We start from the raw sequence: 20,595 nt of genomic DNA, 5'->3' as shown, positions 1-20,595 counted from the left end.
AAAACCGCCCGGATCGTCATGACACCGGGCGGTTTTCATTAGCGTGCTTAAAAAATCAAGCCTGCGGGCGGTCCATTTTCTTCTCGCGCGCCACGATATACAGCAGCACGATGATGGCCGCATACGGCAGCAGGGACAGCGCATCCGAGTTCAAGCCCGCGTAGAACGGGTTGCCGTGCTCGGCCCAGTCGGCCATCATCTGGTCGAAGTGCGTGAGCACGCCGGCCGTGATTGCAATGATGATGCCGGCCAGCGCGCCGCCGGCGATGTAGCCGGACGCCAGCAGCACGCCCGAACTGCGGTCGCCCGCCAGCTGGCGTTCTTCTTCATTGAGCTTGGCGTTGTGTTCCAGCTTGTTGTTGCGGCGGTCCGCCAGCCAGCGCACCAGGCCGCCGACGAAGATCGGCAAGGTCGACGACAGCGGCAGGTACACGCCCACCGAAAACGCCAGCGATGGAATGCCGGCCATTTCCAGCACCACGGCGATCATCACGCCGAACAGCACCAGGGTCCACGGCAGCTGCTGGTCGAGGATGCCCTTGATGATGTAGGACATCAGCACGGCCTTCGGCGCATCGTATTTCTTCACTTCCGAGCCGTCCGGACGCTTGCTGTAGTGGCCATTGATGCCCGGATCGACCAGGTAAGCGAGTTGCCCATCTTCCTTGACAAAATATTTGCCGGCCGGGCCGCCCACGGTATCGGTCTTTTGCCAGACTTTGTACGTATTGTGGTCGCTCTCGGCTTGCGGGCCATGCAGCTCGCCCGTCACCGTCAGCTTCGATGCATCGACCGTCAGGCCGGGCGCCACTTGCGCGGCCGGCACGTAGACGGTGCTCGCCTCGTTCAGTTTCAGCAGAATCGGACCGAGGATCAGGGCCGACGACAAGGCGCCCGCCAGGATCGCGTACTGCTGCAGGCGCGGCGTGGCGCCCACCAGGTAGCCGGTTTTCAAGTCTTGCGACGTGGTGCCCGCATTGCTGGCGGCGATGCAGACGATGGCGCCCACCGACAGGGCCGTCACATAGTAACGCCCGCCCGTCCAGCCCATGATCAGGAAGATCAGGCAGGTAAACAGCAAGGTGGCCACGGCCATGCCGGAGATCGGGTTCGACGAGGAGCCGATTTCGCCCGTCAGGCGCGACGAGACGGTGGCGAACAGGAAGCCGAAGACGAGAATCAGCAGCGCGCCGAGGAAATTCATGTGCAGCGGCGTGGCGAACGTGATCACGGCGATGATGGACAGGCAGCCGATGACGACCCATTTCAGGGGAATATCCTGGTCCGTGCGCAAGGTGGAATCGGTCTTGATGCCCTTGCCGATGCCCTTCAGGCCGGCCGACAGGCTGCGCCAGATCATGGGCATGGCGCGCACCAGCGAAATCAGGCCGCCGGCGGCCACGGCGCCCGCACCGATGTACAGCACGTAGGCGCTGCGCACGTCGTCGGCGCCCATTTCGCTGATCAACTTGGTGCCCGGCGAGAGCACGGTCGTCAGGCTGTCGCCGAAGAACTTGATCATCGGGATCAAGAGCAGATACGACAGCACGCCGCCGGCGGCCATGGTGGCGGCGATGCGCGGGCCGATGATGTAGCCCACGCCCAGCAATTCGGGCGAAATCTCGGCGCCGATGGAGCCGCCCTTGAGCGGCGCGGCAAATTCCACGCCCGGCGTATCCTTCCAGCCCTTGAACGAGATATTGAAGACTTTATATAGCAGGCCGACGGCGAAACCGCCGAAGATGATCTTGGCGCGGCGCTTGGCGTCCAGCGCGGCGGCCGAATCCTTCTCGATGCTTTCGCCGGCGGCGATGCGCGATTCTTCCGTGGCGGCTGCCTTGAGCACTTCGGCGCAGGCCGTGCCTTCGGGGAATTTGAGTTCCTTGTGCTGGTCGACGATCATGGTGCGGCGCATGGGGATCATCATCAGGATGCCCAGCAGGCCGCCGAGGATACCGACCAGCATGACCCGCGAGATTTCCAGGTCGAAGCCGAGGATCAAAATGGCGGGCATGGTCACACCCAGGCCGAAGGCCAGCGACTCGCCGGCCGAACCGGCCGTCTGCGTGATGCTGTTTTCCAGGATCGACGAATCCTTGCCGCCCACCTTCTTGGCCAGGCCGAACAGGGTGATGGCGATCACGGCGACGGGAATCGAGGCGCTGACGGTCAGGCCCACCTTCAGCACCAGGTACAGCGAGGAGGCGCCAAAGACCATCCCCAGGATGACGCCCATGAACAGCGCGCGGAAGGTCATCTCGGGCAGCTTCGCATCGGCCGGGATGTACGGCTTCACGGCGCTCGGCATTGCATCTTTTGCCATAAATAAATCCTTAGTCTTGTAAAATAAACAGCCCGGATCTAAGTAACCCTCGGGAAATTAGTGTGAATTTATGACGAACAGAAGCGGATGCTATGCAAGGCGCTCACTGCGACGCAGTGCGAGCACTGCTAGCAGTGAGCAACGCCGCAGAGCGCCGGTTATGGAAGTCATAAATCACAATAATTTATTGGGGGTTACTTAGGCCCGGGCTATTTGCTTGAAGCCGTGACTATCGCACAGCCGCGTTTCGATGAAAAGGTTTTTTGCAGCCGATCCCGGCGCCCGGCCCGCACGGGAAGCGCCGCCGCATTGGTCTATAATCGCTGCCACCGTGCCCTGCACGCTCACGTGAGACTGCCTTGACTGCCAAACGATCCGGATTCCCCTGGCCCTCCCGCCGCGCCACCGTGCGCGGCTTCATCCTCGCCGGCGGCGCCGCGCTGGCCGCCGCCGTGCTGCTGGCCGCTTATCTGTTCCTGTACGTGCGCCCCCGCCTGCCCGAGCTGGGCGTCATCACCGATTACCAGCCGAAGATCCCGCTGCGCGTGTACACGGCCGACAATGTGCTGATCGGCGAATTCGGCGAAGAGCACCGCGATTTCGTGCCGATTGCGCAAGTGCCGGAAATGATGAAGAAAGCCCTGCTGGCCATCGAGGACAGCCGCTTCTACGAACACCACGGCATCGACTTCGTGCGCGCCGGCGGCGCCGTCCTGTCGAACCTGCGCCACGGCTTCGGCCATGGCGGCGGCTCCACCATCACCATGCAGGTGGCGCGCAACTTCTTCCTGACGCGCGAAAAAGTCGCCTCGCGCAAGCTCAATGAGATCATGCTGGCCCTGAAAATCGAGGCGGCCCTGTCGAAAGAGCAGATTCTCGAGCTGTACATGAACCAGATGTACCTGGGCCAGCGCTCGTTCGGCTTCGGCAGCGCGGCGCAGACGTATTTCGGCAAACCCTTGTCGGAATTGTCGATCGCGGAAATGGCCATGCTGGCCGGCCTGCCGCAAAACCCGTCGCGCCACAACCCGATCAGCAACCCGAAAAAGGCGCACGCGCGCCAGCAGCTGGTCTTGAAACGCATGCGTGAACTCGATTACATCAGCGAAGGCCAGTACCGGCAGGCGCTGGCCCAGCCGCTGCATATCAACAGCCGCGGCAAACAGGGTTTCGACACGCACGCCGAATACGTGGCCGAACTGGCGCGCCAGGCCGTGTTTGCGCAATTCAAGGAAGACAGCTACACCAAGGGCATCAGCGTCTACACGACGATCCTGAAGGCGGACCAGGACGCGGCCTACGCCTCGACGCGCCGCAACGTCATCGCCTACGACCAGCGCCACGGCTACCGCGGCCCGGAAACCTTCATCGACATGCCGGCCGATCCCGAGCAGCGCGACGACGCCATCGATGCTGCGCTGCAAAAACGTCCGGACAGCGACGGCCTGATCGCCGCCGTCGTCACGGAAGTCGCCAGCGGCAAGGTGGTGGCCGACACGGGCGACGGCGACGCCAAGGCCATCACGGGCGACGGCTTGCGCTTTGCCGCCCCCGCCCTGTCCGCCAAGGCGAGCGCCGGCATCAAGCTGCGCCCGGGCGCCGTGATCCGCATCAGCCAGGATGCCAAGGGCAACTGGGCCATCACGCAAGTGCCGCTGGTGGCCGCCGCCTTCGTCTCGCTGGACGCGGACACGGGCGCCTACCACGCCATGGTGGGCGGCTTCGACTACAACCTGCAAAAGTTCAATCACGTCACGCAGGCCTGGCGCCAGCCCGGTTCGGCCATGAAGCCCTTCGTGTATTCGGCGGCGCTGGAAAAAGGCTTTTCGCCGGCCACCCTGATCAATGACGTGCCCCTGGAAATGCAGGCGGGCGGCAAGGTGTGGGCGCCGCAGAATGACGACTTCAAGTTCGATGGCCCCATCACCATGCGCTACGCGCTGGCGCAGTCGAAGAACGTGGCCTCGGTGCGCATCCTGCGCGCGCTGGGCGTGCCGTACACGCACGACTTCCTGGAAAAATTCGGCTTCGACCCGGCCCGCCAACCCAGCAATCTGACCATGGCGCTGGGCACGGGTTCCGTCACGCCCGTACAGATGGCGGGCGCCTACGCCCTGTTCGCCAATGGCGGCCACCAGGTGGAACCATACCTGATCGACCGCATCGTCGACGCCAGGGGCACCATCCTGATGCAGACCAAGCCGCCCGCGCCGAACGACGACAAGACCCTGGCGCTGGACCCGCGCAACGCCTTCGTGATGGACAGCATGCTGCGCGAAGTGGCCCGCACGGGCACGGGTGCGGCGGCGACGAAAAAACTGGGCCGCAGCGACATCGCCGGCAAGACGGGTACCACCAGCGACGCCGTCGACGGCTGGTTCGCCGGCTACAGCGGCGGTATCGTGGCGGTGGCGTGGATGGGCTACGACGAACCCAAATCGCTGGGCGGACGCGAATTCGGTTCGACCCTGGCCATGCCGATCTGGATCGACTACATGCGCACGGCGCTTTCCACGCGCCCGCAAGTCACGCGCGACGTGCCAGCGGGCCTGAGCCAGGTCGACGGCGAATGGCTGTACGATGAATTCATCGACATGAATGGCGTGAAGACGCTGGATATGGAGGCGGAGACGCCGACGGACCCGGCAGCACTGCCGGAGACGCTGCCGGTGGAAACCACGAACTGACGCAGCTATCTTGTCGGATGACGCTTCGCTAATCCGACCTGCCTCTTACTGCATCAATCACCAGTATCTTGTCGGATTACGCTTCGCTAATCCGACCTGCCTCTTACCGCATCGATCACCAGTCGTAGGTCGGGTTAGCCGGGACGGCGTAACCCGACAAGTGCCGCAGCGGTTTACACCGTCTCTTGTCGGATTACGCTTCGCTAATCCGACCTGCCTCTTACTGCATCAATCACCAGTATCTTGTCGGATTACGCTTCGCTAATCCGACCTACCTCTTACTGCATCAATCGCCAGTCGTAGGTCGGGTTAGCCGGGACGGCGTAACCCGACAAGTGCCGCAGAGGTTTACACAGCGGCCATGCTCAAATATCCGCGCACCGTGCCGACTACGCTGTCGGCAAAATCGTCGACATTGACCTTCGCCGCGCGGTACTTCCAGCGTTTCACGTACCAGTCCTGGAACAGGGCCAGGCAGTGCGCCGCCAGCAGGGTGGGATCGCCCTGCGGCTTCGGTTCGATTTCGGCGATGGTGGCGGCGATCAGGGTCTGCACATACAGCTCGGAATTTTTCGCCATGCTGCGCTGCTCCACCTGCAGCACGCGCGAATCCATGAAGACGAAATAAAACCACGGCTGCAGCACTTCGGACAGGTAGATCGACGAGCGTATCATCGCCTCCAGGCGGTCCAGCGGCGACTTCACGTCAACGAACAGCAGCGGCAAGGCTTGCGTGGCGTGGCGCACCACGTCCTCGATCATTTCCGCCAGCTGATCCTTGCTGGTGATGTAGCCATACAGGCCGCCCATCGACAGCCCCGTTTCGCGGCACAGGTCGCGCAAGCTCATGGCGCGGAAACCCACGTCATTGGCCAGGCGAAAGGTGGCGACAAAGATGCGTTCGAGATTTTCCAGCGCCGGCTTGCGACGTTTGACGCCGATGCGCTCCGCGTGGCGGTCAAGAATATATTCCCAGATGTTTTCGCCATTTAAAGGCGTCATCTGCTGAAACTGTTCAAAATTAAAATGGGTCGACAAGTGCATTCCCAAGTAACGGTGTATGAGCAATGTAAGACAGCACCTGGGCGGCGCTGCAAGACGGCGGGACGGCGGATGCGGGGCCGATTATAGCTCAGGAAAACAACTATTTGACCTTTCAACTATGCAATGGACCCATACGCAACGCCAAATGCGCACAGTTATTGCGCTGCATCATGCAATTCACAGCAATTTAAATCCAGCGGTGCTACATTCAAAAAACCGAGCGCTCGCTATTTTTAATGCATCGAGAATGTAAGGAGTGCACGGTTCATCGCTACAGCATCGACATTTCCACTATTCAATAATAACGGAGACAAAATGAAGACTCGCTTTTGGCAACTGCTATCCACCCTGCTCCTCACCCTCGCCATCCTGCCCGGCAGCGCCGGCGCCGCCGGTTACACGCAAACGAAGTACCCGATCGTGCTCGTGCACGGCCTGTTCGGCTTCGACAAGCTGGGGCCCGTCGACTATTTCTATGGCGTGTCCGACGCCCTGCGCAGCGGCGGCGCGCAAGTGTATGTGACCACCGTCTCGGCCGCCAACAGCACGGAAGTGCGCGGCGAGCAGCTGCTGTCGCAGGTGCGGCAAATCCTCGCCGCCACCGGCGCGGCCAAGGTCAATTTGATCGGCCACAGCCACGGCGGCCCCACGGCCCGCTATGTCGCCTCCGTGCGGCCCGACCTGGTGGCGTCCGTCACCAGCGTGGCCGGCGTCAACAAGGGTTCCAAGGTGGCCGATATCCTCAGCGGCGCCATTCCCAACACCAGCGGCGCGCTGGGCAATGCGCTCGCTTCCCTGATCGGCATCTTGTCGGGCAACAAGGGCTTGCCGCAAAACGCGGGCGCCTCGCTCACCTCGCTGTCCACGGCAGGTTCGCTGGCCTTCAATAGCCGCCATCCGCAAGGCGTGCCCACCTCCTCCTGCGGCGAAGGGGCCTACCAGGTGCAGGGCGTGCACTACTTTTCGTGGAGCGGCGCGCAACCGTACACGAATGTGCTCGACGTGGGCGACCCGGCGCTGGCGGCCATCAGCCTGGCCTTCGGCGGCGTGAAGAACGATGGTCTGGTCAGCAGCTGCTCCAGCCACCTGGGCAAGGTGATCCGCGACGACTACGCCATGAACCACCTCGATGAAGTCAACCAGTTCGTCGGCATCGTCAACCTGTTCGAGACGAACCCCGTCACCGTCTTCCGCCAGCAGGCCAACCGCCTGCAAGGCCTGGGACTGTAAGGAGGCTGCGATGCGCACGAACGCGAGATGGCTCATCGGCGGCAGCCTGGCGGCCCTGGTCCTGTACCTGGCATTGCGGCCGGGGGAGCCGCCCGCCCCGCCGCCGGAGAAGGCGGAACCGGACCTGTTCGCGTTCGTGCGCTCGATGGAAGGCACGCGGCCCGACGGCAACGTGACGGTGGCCGCCGGCGACAAGCTGGTGGTCGACGCGGAACTGGGGCACCTGTTCGACTACTATCTGGCGGGCCTCGGCGAAAAGCCGCTGGCCGCCATCCGCAGCCAGATCGAAGCAGAACTGGACCGGCGCCTCGCGCCCGTCCCCGCCCGCGAAGCCAAGCGCCTGCTGGGCGCTTACCTGGCCTACAAGCAGGCGCTGGCCGGCGCGGAACAGGCCTTGCCGGCGCAGGCCGATCCCGCCGTGGCGGCGCGCGCGCGCCTGCAAGCGATGCGCGCCCTGCGCGGCAATTATTTTACGCCCGAGGAAAGCACAGGCCTGTTCGGCGCCAGCGACGCATATGACGACGATGCCGTGGCGCGCATGGCGATCCTCGGCGATACCTCGCTCGATGAAACCCAGCGCCAGGCGCAACTGGCCGTGCTGGACCAGAAAATGTCGCCCGCCCAGCGCGATGCGCGCGACGCACCCGTCAGGGTGGCGCAGCTGGACGCCTCGGTGAAGGCGCTGCGGGCCCAGGGCGGCGGCGAGAATGAAGTCTACCGCCTGCGTGCCAGCACCTTCACGCCGGCGGCGGCGGCGCGCCTGGCGGAACTGGACCGCGAGGAATCGCAGTGGCAGCAGCGCATCATCGCTTACCAGGCACAGAAGGCGCAGCAGGCCGGCCTGCCCGGCGGCGCACAGGATGCTGCAGCGCTGCAGCAGCTGCGCGACGCCAGTTTCACGCCGGAGGAACAGCGCCGGCTGGGTGCCTACGAATAGCCACCGCCGGCCACGCCTTAAAAAAAACGGCCGCGCAAGGCGGCCGTCCGGTAGCGCATGCAGGCGCCATCAAGCCGTCAGAACACTTCCCACTCGTCCTCGCGCGGCGCGCTCTTCTGCCCCGAAGGCACGGAGCGCAGGGCCGGGCGGCCCGTATTCGAAGCCGCACGCGGTGCAGGATGCTTCGGCGCGCTGGCCACCGCGGCGCGCGGCACGGCCGGCTTTGCGCTCGCGTTTGCGCGCGCGGCTGGCGCCTGTGCGCCATCGAGCTTGAAGACGCTGACCACCTGGGCCAGCTGGCCCGATTGCTCCTGCAGCGATTCGGCCGCGGCGGCCGCCTCTTCCACCAGGGCCGCGTTTTGCTGCGTCACCTGGTCCATCTGGCCGATGGCCTGGTTGATCTGGTCGATGCCCGAGCTTTGCTCCTGCGTCGCCAGGCTGATCTCCGCCATGATGTCCGTCACGCGCTGCACGCTGGAGACGATTTCGGCCATCGTGCTGCCCGCCTCGGCCACCAGCTTGCTGCCCGTGTCGACGGCCACGACGGAGTCGCCGATCAGGGTCTTGATTTCCTTGGCGGCCGCCGCCGAGCGTTGCGCCAGATTGCGCACCTCGGTCGCCACCACGGCAAAGCCGCGTCCCTGCTCGCCCGCGCGCGCCGCTTCCACGGCCGCATTCAGGGCCAGGATATTCGTCTGGAAGGCGATGCCGTCGATGACGGAAATGATGTCGACGATCTTGCGCGACGAGTCGTTGATGGCGTCCATGGTTTCGACCACCTTGCTCACCACGGCGCCGCCCTTCACGGCCACGCCCGAGGCGGAGAGCGCCAGCTGATTCGCTTGCTGGGCGTTGTCGGCGTTCTGCCGCACGGTCGACGTCAGCTCTTCCATCGACGATGCCGTCTCTTCCAGCGAACTGGCCTGTTCTTCCGTGCGCGAGGACAGGTCCAGGTTGCCGCTGGCAATTTCCGACGACGCCGTGGCAATCGTCTCCGTGCCGCTGCGCACCTGGCCGACGATGTTCACGAGGCTGGTGTTCATGTCTTTCAGCGCCTGCAGCAGCTGGCCCGTTTCTTCCGTTGTGTGCACCTCGATGTGGCTGGTCAGGTCGCCCGAGGCCACCGTTTGCGCCACTTTCACGGCCGAATTGATCGGCTGCGTGATGGCCCGCGTGATGTAGGCGGCGCAGCCGATGCCCAGCGCGGAAGCCAGCAAGCCGAGGATGACCATCAGGCTTTCCGAGCGGATCACGGCGGCGCTGCCTTCCTTGACGCTGGCATCGGCCACGCCGTTATTGAGCTTGATGATCTCGTTGAGCGTGGCTTCGGCCTTGCTGAACAGGCTGCGCGAATCCTGGTACTGCTTGTAAAACGCCACGAACAGCTCTTTCTGCCGCGGCTCGTCGCGGTTGTCGGCCAGCTGGCGCAGGATGGCGCGCACCTTGTCGTCATCGCCCTTCCAGGCCGCCCATTCGTCCAGGAAGCGCTTCCACAGCACGGCTTCCTCGGGGGTTTGCGGCAGCGGCTCGTACAGCTTGCGGCCTGCCTCGATATTGCTCCAGGCCTTGGTGCGCAGCTGCAGCGCTTCCGCGAACTTGTCCTGTGCCTGGTAATTGTTTTCATAGATGGCGGCCGTCAGGGTGGCGGCGGCGACGGCCGTCTGGCCCTCGTTCATCATCATCAGGCCCTGGATCGACGGCAGGCGCACCACGCCGATCTCATTGACGGCGGTCCCCACGGTGGCGATGCCCGTGTAGCCGCTGATGCCCACCACCAGCAAGGCCACCATCATCACGGCAACGAGCGTCGCCAGCTTCCATTTGATCAGTAAATTCTTAAACATGGCTAGGTCCTTTATAAAGTCACGACGACTGCTGGCGAAGTTGGGGCTGGCATGTTCGAGTAAAACAGCTGACACTTGTATAAAGGTGGCGGGGATAGGGCGTACGCTTCGTTACAATTGGCGAGATTTCATAAGTGAAAGCATAGTGGAAAATACGCTCGCTGGCTGCTACATACTTGATACAAAACAAGATTTCTTTCTTTACTGTGGCGCATATTGCACAGGGGACAGAAAAAACGGCCTGGCGCCCCGCTTTGGTGCAAAAAATCCCGATACGCCACTATTGGCTACGCAGTTGATAGTCGTATAAGATGAGCAACAAGCAAACAACAGGCAGACCATGGCTTATCCTATCGAACACAAACTGGTGATCGGGGTCGCTTCCAGCGCCCTGTTCGACCTGGCAGAATCGCACCAGGTCTACCTCGACAGCGGCCCCGAGGAATACCGCAAGTACCAGGAAGCGCATATCGACACGGTCCTGCCGCGCGGCGTGGCCTTCCCCTTCATTCGCCGCTTTCTGAACATCAACAAGCACTACCCGCGCCAGTCGCCCGTGGAAGTGGTGCTGTTTTCGCGCAATTCGCCGGAAACGGGCTTGCGCGTCATGCATTCGATCGCCCACTACGGCCTCGATATCTCGCGCGCCGCCTTCATGACGGGCAAGTCGCCCTATCCTTACCTGCCCGCCTTCAACGCCTCGCTCTTCCTCAGCGCGAACGAAGACGACGTGCGCAGCGCGCTGGCGTGCGACTATCCGGCCGGCCTGGTGCTGCCATCGCGCACGGAAGACGACGAAAACGACGAGGAACTGCGCGTGGCCTTCGATTTCGACGGTGTGATCGCCGACGACGAGGCGGAAACGGTGTTCAAGCGCAACAATGACGTCGATGAATTCCACGCCCATGAAACCCTGAACGTGGGCACACCGCACCGCCCCGGCCCGCTGGCCGACCTGTTTCAGAAGCTGGCCACCATGCAGCGCCTGGAAGAAAAGGCGCAGCGGCGCGACCCCGGCTACAAAAAGATCCTGCGCATCGCCATCATCACGGCGCGCAACGCGCCCTCGCACGAGCGCGTCGTGACGACCCTGAAAAGCTGGGGCGTGGCGGCCGACGAGACGTTTTTCCTCGGCGGCATGGACAAATCGCGCGTGCTGTCCGTGTTCAAGCCGCATATCTTCTTCGACGACCAGTTGAGCCACCTGAAATCGGCGGGCGGAACCATCCCGATGGTGCATGTACCGTTCGGCATTGCGAATATGCGCGCGGGCGATGGTCTATAATCTCGCCTGTCAGCGCCGTCACTGGCGGCGCGGCGCGCATCACAGCTGTTCCACTCAACTGCCTCTGCCACTAGTGTCATCGCCTGCATGTCCTTAGACTTAACGAAAGCCCTCCCCAAGCCCGGCAACCGCTATGCGCTGCCCGCCCTGTATGGTTCATCCGACGCCTATGCCCTGGCGCTGGCCGCACTGGAATTGAAAGCGCGGGGCCAGATGCTGGCCGTGGTAGTGGCGCAGGCCAGCGACGGCCAGCGCCTGCTCGATGAAATCCCGTGGTTTGGCGGCAAGGAACTGCGCTGCCATCTGCTGCCTGACTGGGAAACCCTGCCCTACGACGCCTTTTCGCCGCACCAGGATCTGGTCTCCGAGCGCCTGGCCACGCTGCACGAAATCCAGACGCGCCAGTGCGACGTGCTGATCGTGCCGGCCACCACGGCGCTGGTGCGCCTGGCGCCGCCGTCCTTCCTGGCCGCCTACACCTTCTTCTTCAAGAAGGGTGAAACGCTGGACGAGGCGCGCCTGAAGTCGCAGCTGACCCTGGCCGGCTACAGCCATGTGTCGCAAGTGATGTCGCCGGGCGAATATTCGGTGCGCGGCGGCCTGCTCGACCTGTTCCCCATGGGGTCCGCCCTACCCTACCGGCTCGACCTGTTCGGCGACACCATCGAAACCATCCGCACCTTCGACGCCGACACCCAGCGCTCGCTCTACCCCGTGCATGAAGTGCGGCTGCTGCCGGGCCGCGAATTTCCCATGGACGAAGCGGCGCGCACCACCTTCCGCAACCGCTGGCGCGAGCAATTCGAAGGCGACCCGTCGCGCTCCGTCGTCTACAAGGACATCAGCAGCGGCATTGCCTCGGCCGGTATCGAATACTATCTGCCCCTGTTCTTCGAGCAGACGGCGACCCTGTTCGACTACCTGCCGCCCGACGCCTCGCTGGCCCTGGTGGGCGAGATCGACGCCGCCATCGGCCGCTTCTGGACCGACACGCAGTCGCGCTACCGCTTTTTGAAGGCCGACCGCGAGCGGCCTATCCTGCCGCCCGAAGCGCTGTTCCTGTCCGACGAGCAGTTCTTTGGCCTGGCCAAGCCGTATCCGCGCCTGGCGATTGCGAAATCGAACGATGCGCTGGCGTCCGAACTGTCGGCGCCGATTCCTAACATCGCCGTCAACCGCCGCGCCGACGACCCGCTGGCCAACCTGCGCAGCTATCTGCTGCAAGCGGGCCGCCGCGTGATGATCTGCGCCGAATCGAACGGCCGCCGCGAAACCCTGCAGCAGTACTTCAGCGAATACGACCTGCAGCTGACACCGGTGGAAGGCAGCGACGGTTTTCTACAGTCCGACGCCAAGCTGATGCTGGGCGTGGCGCCGCTGCACGCGGGCTTCGAGCTGTTTACGCCGGAAGGAAATTTATCCTTCATCACCGAGACGGAGCTGTATGCCGGTTCCGGCCGCCGGGTCGGCAGCAAGAAACAGGAAGGCGTGACGCAGGTCGAGTCGATGGTGCGCGACCTGTCCGAGCTGAAAATCGGCGACCCCGTCGTGCACATCAACCACGGCATCGGGCGCTACATGGGCCTGACCAGCATGGACCTGGGCGAAGGCGAGACGGAATTTTTGCACCTCGAGTACGCGAAGGACACGAAACTGTATGTGCCCGTGTCGCAGCTGCATGTGATCTCGCGCTATTCGGGCGCCTCGCCGGAAGACGCGCCACTGCATTCGCTCGGCTCGGGCCAGTGGGAAAAGGCGAAGAAGCGCGCCGCCGAACAGGTGCGCGACACGGCCGCCGAACTGCTCAACCTGTACGCGCGCCGCGCACTGCGCCAGGGCCACTCGTTCGAATTCTCGTCGCACGACTACCAGCGCTTCGCCGACAGCTTCGGCTTCGACGAGACGCCGGACCAGGCCGAGGCCATCCACAACGTCATCAAGGACATGACGTCCGGTAAGCCGATGGACCGCCTCGTGTGCGGCGACGTCGGCTTCGGCAAGACGGAAGTGGCGCTGCGCGCCGCCTTCATCGCCGTCATGGGCGGCAAGCAGGTGGCCATCCTGGCGCCCACCACCCTGCTGGCCGAGCAGCATGCGCAAACCTTCGCCGACCGTTTCGCCGACTGGCCCGTGCGTATCGCGGAATTGTCGCGCTTCCGCACAGGCAAGGAGATCACGCAGGCGTTCAAGGGCATGGCCGACGGCACCATCGACATCGTCATCGGCACACATAAACTGCTGTCGGACGACGTGAAATTCACGCGCCTGGGCCTCGTCATCATCGATGAGGAACACCGGTTCGGCGTACGCCAGAAGGAAGCCTTGAAAGCCTTGCGCGCGGAAGTGGACGTGCTGACCCTGACGGCCACGCCGATCCCGCGCACCCTGGGCATGGCGCTGGAAGGCTTGCGCGACTTTTCCATCATCGCCACGGCGCCGCAAAAGCGCCTGGCCATCAAGACGTTTGTCCGCAGCGAGGGTGAAGCCATCATCCGCGAAGCGTGCTTGCGCGAACTCAAACGCGGCGGCCAGATCTACTTCCTGCACAACGAGGTGGAAACCATCCAGAACCGCCTGGCCATGCTGACGGAACTGCTGCCCGAGGCGCGCATCGCCGTGGCGCACGGCCAGATGCACGAGCGCGACCTGGAAAAGGTCATGCGCGACTTCGTCGCCCAGCGCTTCAATATTTTGCTGTGCACGACGATCATCGAGACGGGTATCGACGTGCCGACGGCGAACACCATCATCATGCACCGCGCCGACAAGTTCGGCCTGGCGCAGCTGCACCAGCTGCGCGGCCGCGTGGGCCGCTCGCATCACCAGGCCTACGCCTACTTGCTGGTGCACGACGTGCAGGGCCTGACGAAACTGGCGCAGCGCCGCCTGGACGCCATTCAGCAGATGGAAGAGCTGGGCAGCGGCTTTTACCTGGCCATGCACGACCTGGAAATCCGCGGCGCCGGCGAGGTGCTGGGCGAGAGCCAGTCGGGCGAGATGACGGAAATCGGCTTCCAGCTGTATTCGGACATGCTCAACGAAGCCGTGCGCTCGCTGAAGGCCGGCAAGGAGCCGGACCTGGCCGCGCCGCTGGCCTCGACCACCGAGATCAACCTGCACGTGCCGGCCCTGCTGCCGGCGGACTTCTGCGGCGACGTGCACGAGCGCCTGTCGATCTACAAGCGCCTGGCCAACTGCGCCACGCAAGAGAAAATCGACGATATCCAGGAAGAGCTGATCGACCGCTTCGGCAAGCTGCCCGACGCCGTCAAGGCCCTGGTCGAGACGCACCGCCTGCGCATCGCGGCGAAAACCGTGGGCATCGTCAAGATCGACGTGCATGGCGAGGCGGCCACCCTGCAATTCATGGCCAAGCCGCCCATCGACCCGATGCGCATCATCGGCCTGATCCAGAAGAACCGCCATATCAAGCTGCATGGCCAGGACAAGCTGAAAATCACGGCCGCCATGCCGGACCTGGCCGCGCGTGTGACGCAGATCAAGACCACCATCAAGCAATTGACGGTGTAGACCATTTCGACCATTTATGCAGGCCTGACCCATGACCAATACCACAACCATCACCATGAACCTGATCCTGCAGGGCCTCGACGGCGATAGCGCGCGCCTCGAACGCATCGCCGCGCTGGCCGCACCCACGTCCGTCACGCGCCTCGGTCCGAATGCCGTGCGCTGCGAGCAGATCGCCTATTCGCCAGCCCTGCGCCCCACCATCGAAGTGGCGGCCCAGGCGGCGCAGCTGGACGCGACCTACATGATGGGCCAGCGCGAACTCAGTGAGTTCAAGCTGGTGGCGATGGACATGGATTCGACCCTGATCACCATCGAGTGCATCGATGAAATCGCCGACATGCAGGGCCTCAAACCGCAAGTGGCGGCCATCACGGAAGCGGCCATGCGCGGCGAACTCGATTTCGCGGCCAGCCTGAAACAGCGCGTGGCCCTGCTCGAAGGCCTCGATGCATCGGCCCTGCAGCGCGTCTACGACGAGCGCCTGAAACTGTCGCTCGGCGCCGAGAAGATGCTGGCGGCCGTGCAGGCGGCTGGTCTGAAAACCCTGCTGGTCTCGGGCGGTTTTACCTTCTTCACCGAGCGCCTGAAAGAGCGCCTCGGCCTCGACTACACGCACGCGAACGAACTGGAAATCGTCGACGGCAAGCTGACGGGCAAAGTCTTAGGGGGCATCGTCGACGCCGAGGAAAAGCAGCGCACGGTGGAACGCGTGTGCGCGGAGATGGGCATTTCCCCATCGCAGGCCATCGTCATGGGCGACGGCGCCAACGACTTGAAAATGATGGGCATCGCCGGCCTGTCCGTGGCCTTCCGCGCCAAGCCCGTGGTGCGCTCGCAGGCCGATGTGGCGCTGAACTTCGTGGGACTCGATGGCTTGCTCAACGTCTTGAGCTGAGCCGGGGCCAAGTTCGCGGCGCCGGACGGTGCGCGCACGGTTGCATAAGTTTGCTATATTGCAAACTTATATTCACCCCGCCCGCCCACCGTGAAAGAACACCGCATGCCGCCACCGCTGCCAGAAGAAATACAACGCCACCTGGATGTGTTCGTCGCCGCCGCGCAAACGGCCTTCGGCGCCGACCTGGCCGCCGCCGTGCTGTTTGGCTCGGCCGCCGACGGCCAGTTGCGCGCCACGTCCGACGTCAACCTGCTGTTGCTGCTCAAGCGCTTTACGCCGCAGGCGGCCGATGCGCTGCGCGCTCCCTTGCGCCTGGCGCACGCCGCCATAGACTTGCAGGTGATGTTCCTGCTCGAAAGCGAATTGACGCAGGCTGCCGACGCCTTCGCCGTCAAGTTCGCCGACATCATCGCGCGCCACCGCGTCCTGCTGGGCAATGATCCTTTCGCCAGCCTGCACACGAGCCGCGATGCCGTGCTGCGCCGGCTGCGGCAAGTGCTGCTGAACCAGCAGGTGCGCATGCGCGAACGCTATATGCTATTGAGCCTGAATGAAGAACAGCTGGCCGGCGCCATCGCCGACGCCGCCGGTCCCTTGCGCTCGGCCGCCGCCTCGCTGGCGCAGCTGGAGGGCAAGTCTGCGCTGTCCGGCAAGCAGGCGCTCGAAGCGTTTGTCGACCAGCTGGGCGAACCGTCGCTGCACGCAGCCTTGCAAGCGATGTCGGCGGCGCGCGAAACGGCGCGCCTGGCGCCGGGGCAAGCCCTGCCCGCCTTCACCAGCCTGATGACGATGACCGAACGCCTGCGCGAGCACGCGGAGCAGATGCGGTGAACGGTCTCAATCCCTTTGACTGGAGCGGACCGTGGTTCCTGCTGGCCTATCTGATCTTCGGCCTGCTCGTGTACTACGGCGTGCGCGAGCTGCTGATCCGCCAGGAATTGCGCAATCCGCACGCCCAGCTGACACTCGCCGACGATCCCTACCGCATCGCCTTCTTGCGCGGCGGCGCCCTCGAAGCCGTGAAGATCGCCGCCATCGTGCTGGTCGACCGCGGCTTGCTGCGCGCCGATGGCCCGCTGCTGGAAACGGCCAGCGCCGACAGCCTGCGCTTCGCCAGCCACGACATCGAACGCGACGTGCTGCGGCTGTACCTGGGCCGCCAGGGCCATAGCAAGGAACTGGCCGTGCAGGCCGGGATGCTGCCATCGTGCCGCGCCTACCAGGAGACCTTGACGCAGCAGGAATTGCTGGTCGGCCCGCCGCTGCTGCGCCGGCGCGAACGCATCACCTGGGCCGCGCACTGGCTGCTGGTGACGGTGGCCGGCGTCAAGGCCGTCATCGCCATCAGCCGCCAGCACTACAACCTGCTGTTCCTGGCAGTCCTGCTGGCGATTTTTCTCCTCATGCTGCGCGGCCTGCGTACCCAGGCGACCAGCTGGAGCGCGCAGCGGCTGCTGACCGACTTGCGCATGCTGTTTGGCCGCCTGAACATGCGCTCGGCGCGCCTGCAGGCAGGCAGCAGCAGCGCGGACATGGCACTGCTGGCCGCCATCTTCGGCATCGGCGCCCTGCCCTTGTCCGTGTACGCATATGTCGCCGAGCTGTACCCGGCGCCCCGGCACAGTTCGGGCGGCGACTCGTCGTCCGGCGGCACGGGCGACTCGGGCGGCTCTTCATCGGGCGGTGACGGCGGCGGTGATGGCGGCGGCAGCGGCTGCGGCGGGTGCGGCGGTGGCGGCGGCTGTGGCAGTTAGCCAGGCAAGCGCGCGCGACCGCGTCGGCCTGGGCTGGCGCGGCGAACTGGCCGCCGGCATCCTGTCCCACCTGGCGCGGATCGACGTGCTGGAAGTGATCGCCGACGATTATTACCATGCCCCGCGCGCCGGCATCGCCGCCCTGCGCCGCCTGGCGCGCCAGGTGCCCGTCAGCCTGCACGGCGTGGGCATGGGGCTGGCCTCGACGATACCCGCCGACCCGCGCCGGCTGCAGGCGATGGCGCGCCTGATGAAGGAGGTGCAGGCGGAATCGTGGTCCGAACACCTGAGCTTTGTGCGCGCCGGCGGCGTGGAAATCGGCCACCTGGCGGCGCCGCCGCGCACGCCGCACAGCGCCGCCGGTGCCGTCGCCAATATCGCGCTGGCCACGCGCATCGTCGGCAGCACGCCGCTGATGGAAAACATCGCCACCCTCGTCGCCCCGCCGGCCAGCACCATGGACGAAGCCGAGTGGGTGGCGCAGATTATCCACGGCGCGCAAGTGCCGCTGCTGCTCGACCTGCACAACCTGTTTGCGAACGCCGTCAATATTGGCGAGCAGCCGGAACAACTGCTGCTGCGCCTGCCGCTGGACAGGGTCGGCGCCGTGCACCTGAGTGGCGGCCACTGGATAGCTGCGCCGGGCGGCGGCCAGCGTCTGCTGGACGACCACCTGCACGACGTGCCGCCTGAAGTCTTCGCTTTATTGACCCTGCTGGCGCGCCATGCACCGCAACCGTTGACGGTGATCGTCGAACGCGACGGCAATTACCCGTCGTTCGACCACGTGCTGGACCAACTGGAACTGGCGCGCGCGGCCTTGCGCGCGGGGCGCAGCGCATGAGCTCTCCCGCACTGGAAACCTATCTGGCCAGGCTGTACACGGACGACGCCGTGCGTGCCGCCTTCCTGCTCGCGCCCCATGCGCAAGCCTTGCTGCACGGCTTGTCGCCGCAGGAAGCGGAAGCGATGGCGGCGATGGACCGCGTTGGCCTGCAGATGGCGGCGGCCAGCTATCGCGCCAAGCGGGCCGGGCGCGCCGGACACGGTGCACGGACTACGCCGGCACCACGCTGGTGGCGCCGGCTGCTGGCCGCCTGGACCTGACCGCCTACATCTGCCACAGCCGCAGCGGCAGCAAACCCCACCAGGCCAGCACCAGCAGCAGTTGCAGGGCCGCCAGCAAGGCCACCCAATCCCATTTCGCCCATGAGCCCGCCTCGGCCGCCGTACCGCGGCTGCGCCAGCAGCGGGCCAGGCCGAACGCCGTGGCCAGCGGCAGCGCGCCCGTCGCCAATGTCAGCAGCACGCTGGCCACGGTGACGTCGCCCAGGCGCAGATAGGACTGGAAATAGAAAAACGGCAGCGGCAAGAGCAGCGCCAGCAGCGACAGCAGGGGCGCGAACAGATGGTCGCCCCGCCTTAGGCTGCGCAGCGCGGCGCGCCAGACACCCACCACCAGCACGTACAGCAAGCCGGCAGCCCCCAGGGCCAGGCTGCCCCACAGCACCAGCATGCGCAGCATCGACGCGCGCTCATAGCTGTGCAAGCCGTCGCTGAGCACATGCTTGCCATCTTCCTGCATCAGCACGTGCGATGGCGTGCTGCGGTCGCTGGCGCGGAACAGCAAGCCGCCCACCGGTTCCAGCTCCTTCGGCTCACCCTGGAACGGGATCAGGAACAGCGATTCGCCATCCCACTTGACGCGCGTAAAGCCGAAGACGGCATCGATCCAGGCCATGCTGGCCATGGCGCTGGGCGACGGCACGTAGACGCCCTGCCAGTTTTCCACCGTGGGTGCGGGCGTGCCCTGCGGGGCCGGCGCGCGCAGGGGCAGTTCCAGGTCGCGCAGCAGCAGACGGTTGAAGCGTTCATAGTCGGCCCGCTCCGCATCCGTATTAAAGGCCACGAAGAAGGCGCTGTCCTGCTCCGGATAGATGCACAGCATGGCGCGGAAACCCACGGCCGTGCCAGGGTGGCAGGCGCCGACGACATTATGGCGGTCGCGCACGGCCAGCGCCAGGCCGTGGCCCGTCGCCAGGCCCGCCTGCGCCGCATCGGTGCCGGCCGGCTCCGACAAGGCGCCTATCAGGGCCAGGTCGATGAACTGCGTACCCTGCAGCTTGCCGTCGCCCATCAGGAACTGCGCCAGCTTGCCCATGTCGGCCGCCGTGGTGGTAAATTGCGCGGCCGGACGCAGATACTGGGGCACGGCCGGCTGCGCCACGCCATGCTCGAAATAACCCATGGCCAAGCGCGGATCAGCCTGCGCGCCTGTCTGGCTGACAAAAGCAAACGTGCTGTCCGCCATGCCCAGCGGCTGCAGCAGCTGCGCGTCGAGGTAGCGTTCATACGGCTGGCCCGTGACTCGCTCAATCACCATGCCCAGCAAGCCATAGCCCATGTTCGAGTAAGCGTAGCGGCTGCCGGGCCGCGTGCGCACGCGCAGCAGATTGCCGCCGCCGTCAAAAGCGGCGGCCAACGGCGTGTCCGGCGCCGGTTGCAGGCTGAATGCCTGCCAGAAGCGCACATTATCGAGGCCGGCCGTATGCGCCAGCAGGTGGCGGATGCGCACGGGATCGCTGGCCAGCCACGGGTTTCTCAGCGCCAGTTCGGGCAGCACCTGCTGCAGGGGCGTGTCGAGCGTGAGCTTGTCTTCGCTGATCAGGCGCAAGACGCCCAGCGCCAGCGCCACCTTGCCCACGGAGCCCACCTGCATGCGCGTATCGGCCTGCATGGGCACTTGCTTGGCGGCATCGCGCAAGCCGGACGCGCCGACTTTGACTGTGCCATCGGGCAAGATTTCGCTCCAGACGGCGCCCACCAGGCCCTCTTCCTTCAAGCCGGCGGCAAACTCCGCCTCCAGGGTGGGGCCGGCGGCGTGCGCCGCCGTGGCACAGCACAGCAGCAAGGCCGGCACGGCGCGCCGCAGCCATGAGCTGGCGCGCGCGGCCAGGGTGGAATATTGATTTCGCTTCAACAATGTATTCTGCCTTTTTCCATGGACTGCGCTGCCTCGCCGCTTTGCTTGTTACAATTAAAAATTGCGCAACGACGGG

14 protein-coding genes are annotated in these 20,595 nt (G+C 64.8%); 10 read left to right on the top strand and 4 right to left on the bottom strand.

Annotated elements, in window-relative coordinates; genetic code table 11:
• Window positions 1-55 precede the first annotated feature (55 nt).
• A complete protein-coding gene (locus JAB8_RS22940; protein ID WP_070291558.1) occupies window positions 56-2,323 on the bottom strand; it encodes an oligopeptide transporter, OPT family in 2,268 nt (755 codons plus the stop codon).
• Between the two features lie 359 nt (window positions 2,324-2,682).
• On the opposite strand from JAB8_RS22940, the gene JAB8_RS22935 reads away from it, so the two are divergent.
• Window positions 2,683-5,010: a PBP1A family penicillin-binding protein gene (locus JAB8_RS22935; RefSeq protein WP_070291557.1), complete on the top strand. Its 2,328-nt coding sequence runs from the start codon at window positions 2,683-2,685 to the stop codon at window positions 5,008-5,010.
• Window positions 5,011-5,358: 348 nt separating this feature from the next.
• Here JAB8_RS22935 and JAB8_RS22930 read toward each other — a convergent pair whose 3' ends face one another.
• Window positions 5,359-6,012, bottom strand: a complete 654-nt coding sequence (locus JAB8_RS22930; RefSeq protein WP_070291641.1) for a TetR family transcriptional regulator — start codon at window positions 6,010-6,012, stop codon at window positions 5,359-5,361.
• A gap of 357 nt (window positions 6,013-6,369) precedes the next feature.
• Between JAB8_RS22930 and JAB8_RS22925 the strand changes: the two genes are divergently transcribed.
• A complete protein-coding gene (locus tag JAB8_RS22925; protein ID WP_070291556.1) occupies window positions 6,370-7,284 on the top strand; it encodes a triacylglycerol lipase in 915 nt (304 codons plus the stop codon).
• 10 nt (window positions 7,285-7,294) lie between these two features.
• Window positions 7,295-8,221 (top strand): lipase secretion chaperone, encoded by a 927-nt coding sequence (locus JAB8_RS22920; RefSeq protein WP_070291555.1) that lies wholly within the window; start codon window positions 7,295-7,297, stop codon window positions 8,219-8,221.
• A gap of 77 nt (window positions 8,222-8,298) precedes the next feature.
• Here the strand turns inward: JAB8_RS22920 and JAB8_RS22915 are convergent, their stop codons facing one another.
• Window positions 8,299-10,065 (bottom strand): methyl-accepting chemotaxis protein, encoded by a 1,767-nt coding sequence (locus tag JAB8_RS22915; protein ID WP_070291554.1) that lies wholly within the window; start codon window positions 10,063-10,065, stop codon window positions 8,299-8,301.
• Between the two features lie 340 nt (window positions 10,066-10,405).
• Here JAB8_RS22915 and JAB8_RS22910 point away from each other — a divergent pair, with 340 nt between their 5' ends.
• The 7 genes from JAB8_RS22910 to JAB8_RS22880 all read left to right on the top strand — a co-directional run bounded on the left by JAB8_RS22910 (window position 10,406) and on the right by JAB8_RS22880 (window position 18,643).
• Window positions 10,406-11,350 carry a 5'-nucleotidase gene (locus tag JAB8_RS22910; RefSeq protein WP_070291553.1) on the top strand — a complete coding sequence of 315 codons (945 nt, stop codon included), beginning with the start codon at window positions 10,406-10,408 and terminating at the stop codon, window positions 11,348-11,350.
• Between the two features lie 87 nt (window positions 11,351-11,437).
• Window positions 11,438-14,881, top strand: a complete 3,444-nt coding sequence (mfd, locus tag JAB8_RS22905; protein ID WP_070291552.1) for a transcription-repair coupling factor — start codon at window positions 11,438-11,440, stop codon at window positions 14,879-14,881.
• A gap of 55 nt (window positions 14,882-14,936) precedes the next feature.
• The gene (serB, locus tag JAB8_RS22900; RefSeq protein WP_070218909.1) at window positions 14,937-15,779 is read left to right on the top strand and encodes a phosphoserine phosphatase SerB; all 843 of its coding nucleotides are present in this window, start codon (window positions 14,937-14,939) and stop codon (window positions 15,777-15,779) included.
• A 105-nt stretch (window positions 15,780-15,884) separates the two neighbouring features.
• On the top strand, window positions 15,885-16,613 hold the full coding sequence (locus JAB8_RS30205; RefSeq protein WP_139143150.1) for a nucleotidyltransferase domain-containing protein: 729 nt from the start codon (window positions 15,885-15,887) through the stop codon (window positions 16,611-16,613).
• The gene (locus JAB8_RS22890; RefSeq protein ID WP_070291551.1) at window positions 16,610-17,536 is read left to right on the top strand and encodes a TIGR04222 domain-containing membrane protein; all 927 of its coding nucleotides are present in this window, start codon (window positions 16,610-16,612) and stop codon (window positions 17,534-17,536) included. Before JAB8_RS30205 ends, JAB8_RS22890 begins: the two co-directional genes overlap by 4 nt.
• On the top strand, window positions 17,526-18,380 hold the full coding sequence (locus tag JAB8_RS22885) for a DUF692 family multinuclear iron-containing protein (RefSeq protein ID WP_175445238.1): 855 nt from the start codon (window positions 17,526-17,528) through the stop codon (window positions 18,378-18,380). The genes JAB8_RS22890 and JAB8_RS22885 overlap by 11 nt, the downstream gene beginning before the upstream one ends.
• On the top strand, window positions 18,377-18,643 hold the full coding sequence (locus JAB8_RS22880) for a hypothetical protein (RefSeq protein WP_070291549.1): 267 nt from the start codon (window positions 18,377-18,379) through the stop codon (window positions 18,641-18,643). Before JAB8_RS22885 ends, JAB8_RS22880 begins: the two co-directional genes overlap by 4 nt.
• A 4-nt stretch (window positions 18,644-18,647) precedes the next feature.
• Here JAB8_RS22880 and JAB8_RS22875 read toward each other — a convergent pair whose 3' ends face one another.
• Window positions 18,648-20,516 (bottom strand): serine hydrolase domain-containing protein, encoded by a 1,869-nt coding sequence (locus JAB8_RS22875; protein WP_175445237.1) that lies wholly within the window; start codon window positions 20,514-20,516, stop codon window positions 18,648-18,650.
• Window positions 20,517-20,595 lie beyond the last annotated feature (79 nt).

Source organism: Janthinobacterium sp. HH106 (genome assembly GCF_001758725.1).
GTDB lineage: Bacteria > Pseudomonadota > Gammaproteobacteria > Burkholderiales > Burkholderiaceae_D > Janthinobacterium.
The sequence above is the reverse complement of the archived record's forward strand: the minus strand, read 5'-3'. Positions and strand labels throughout refer to the sequence as shown.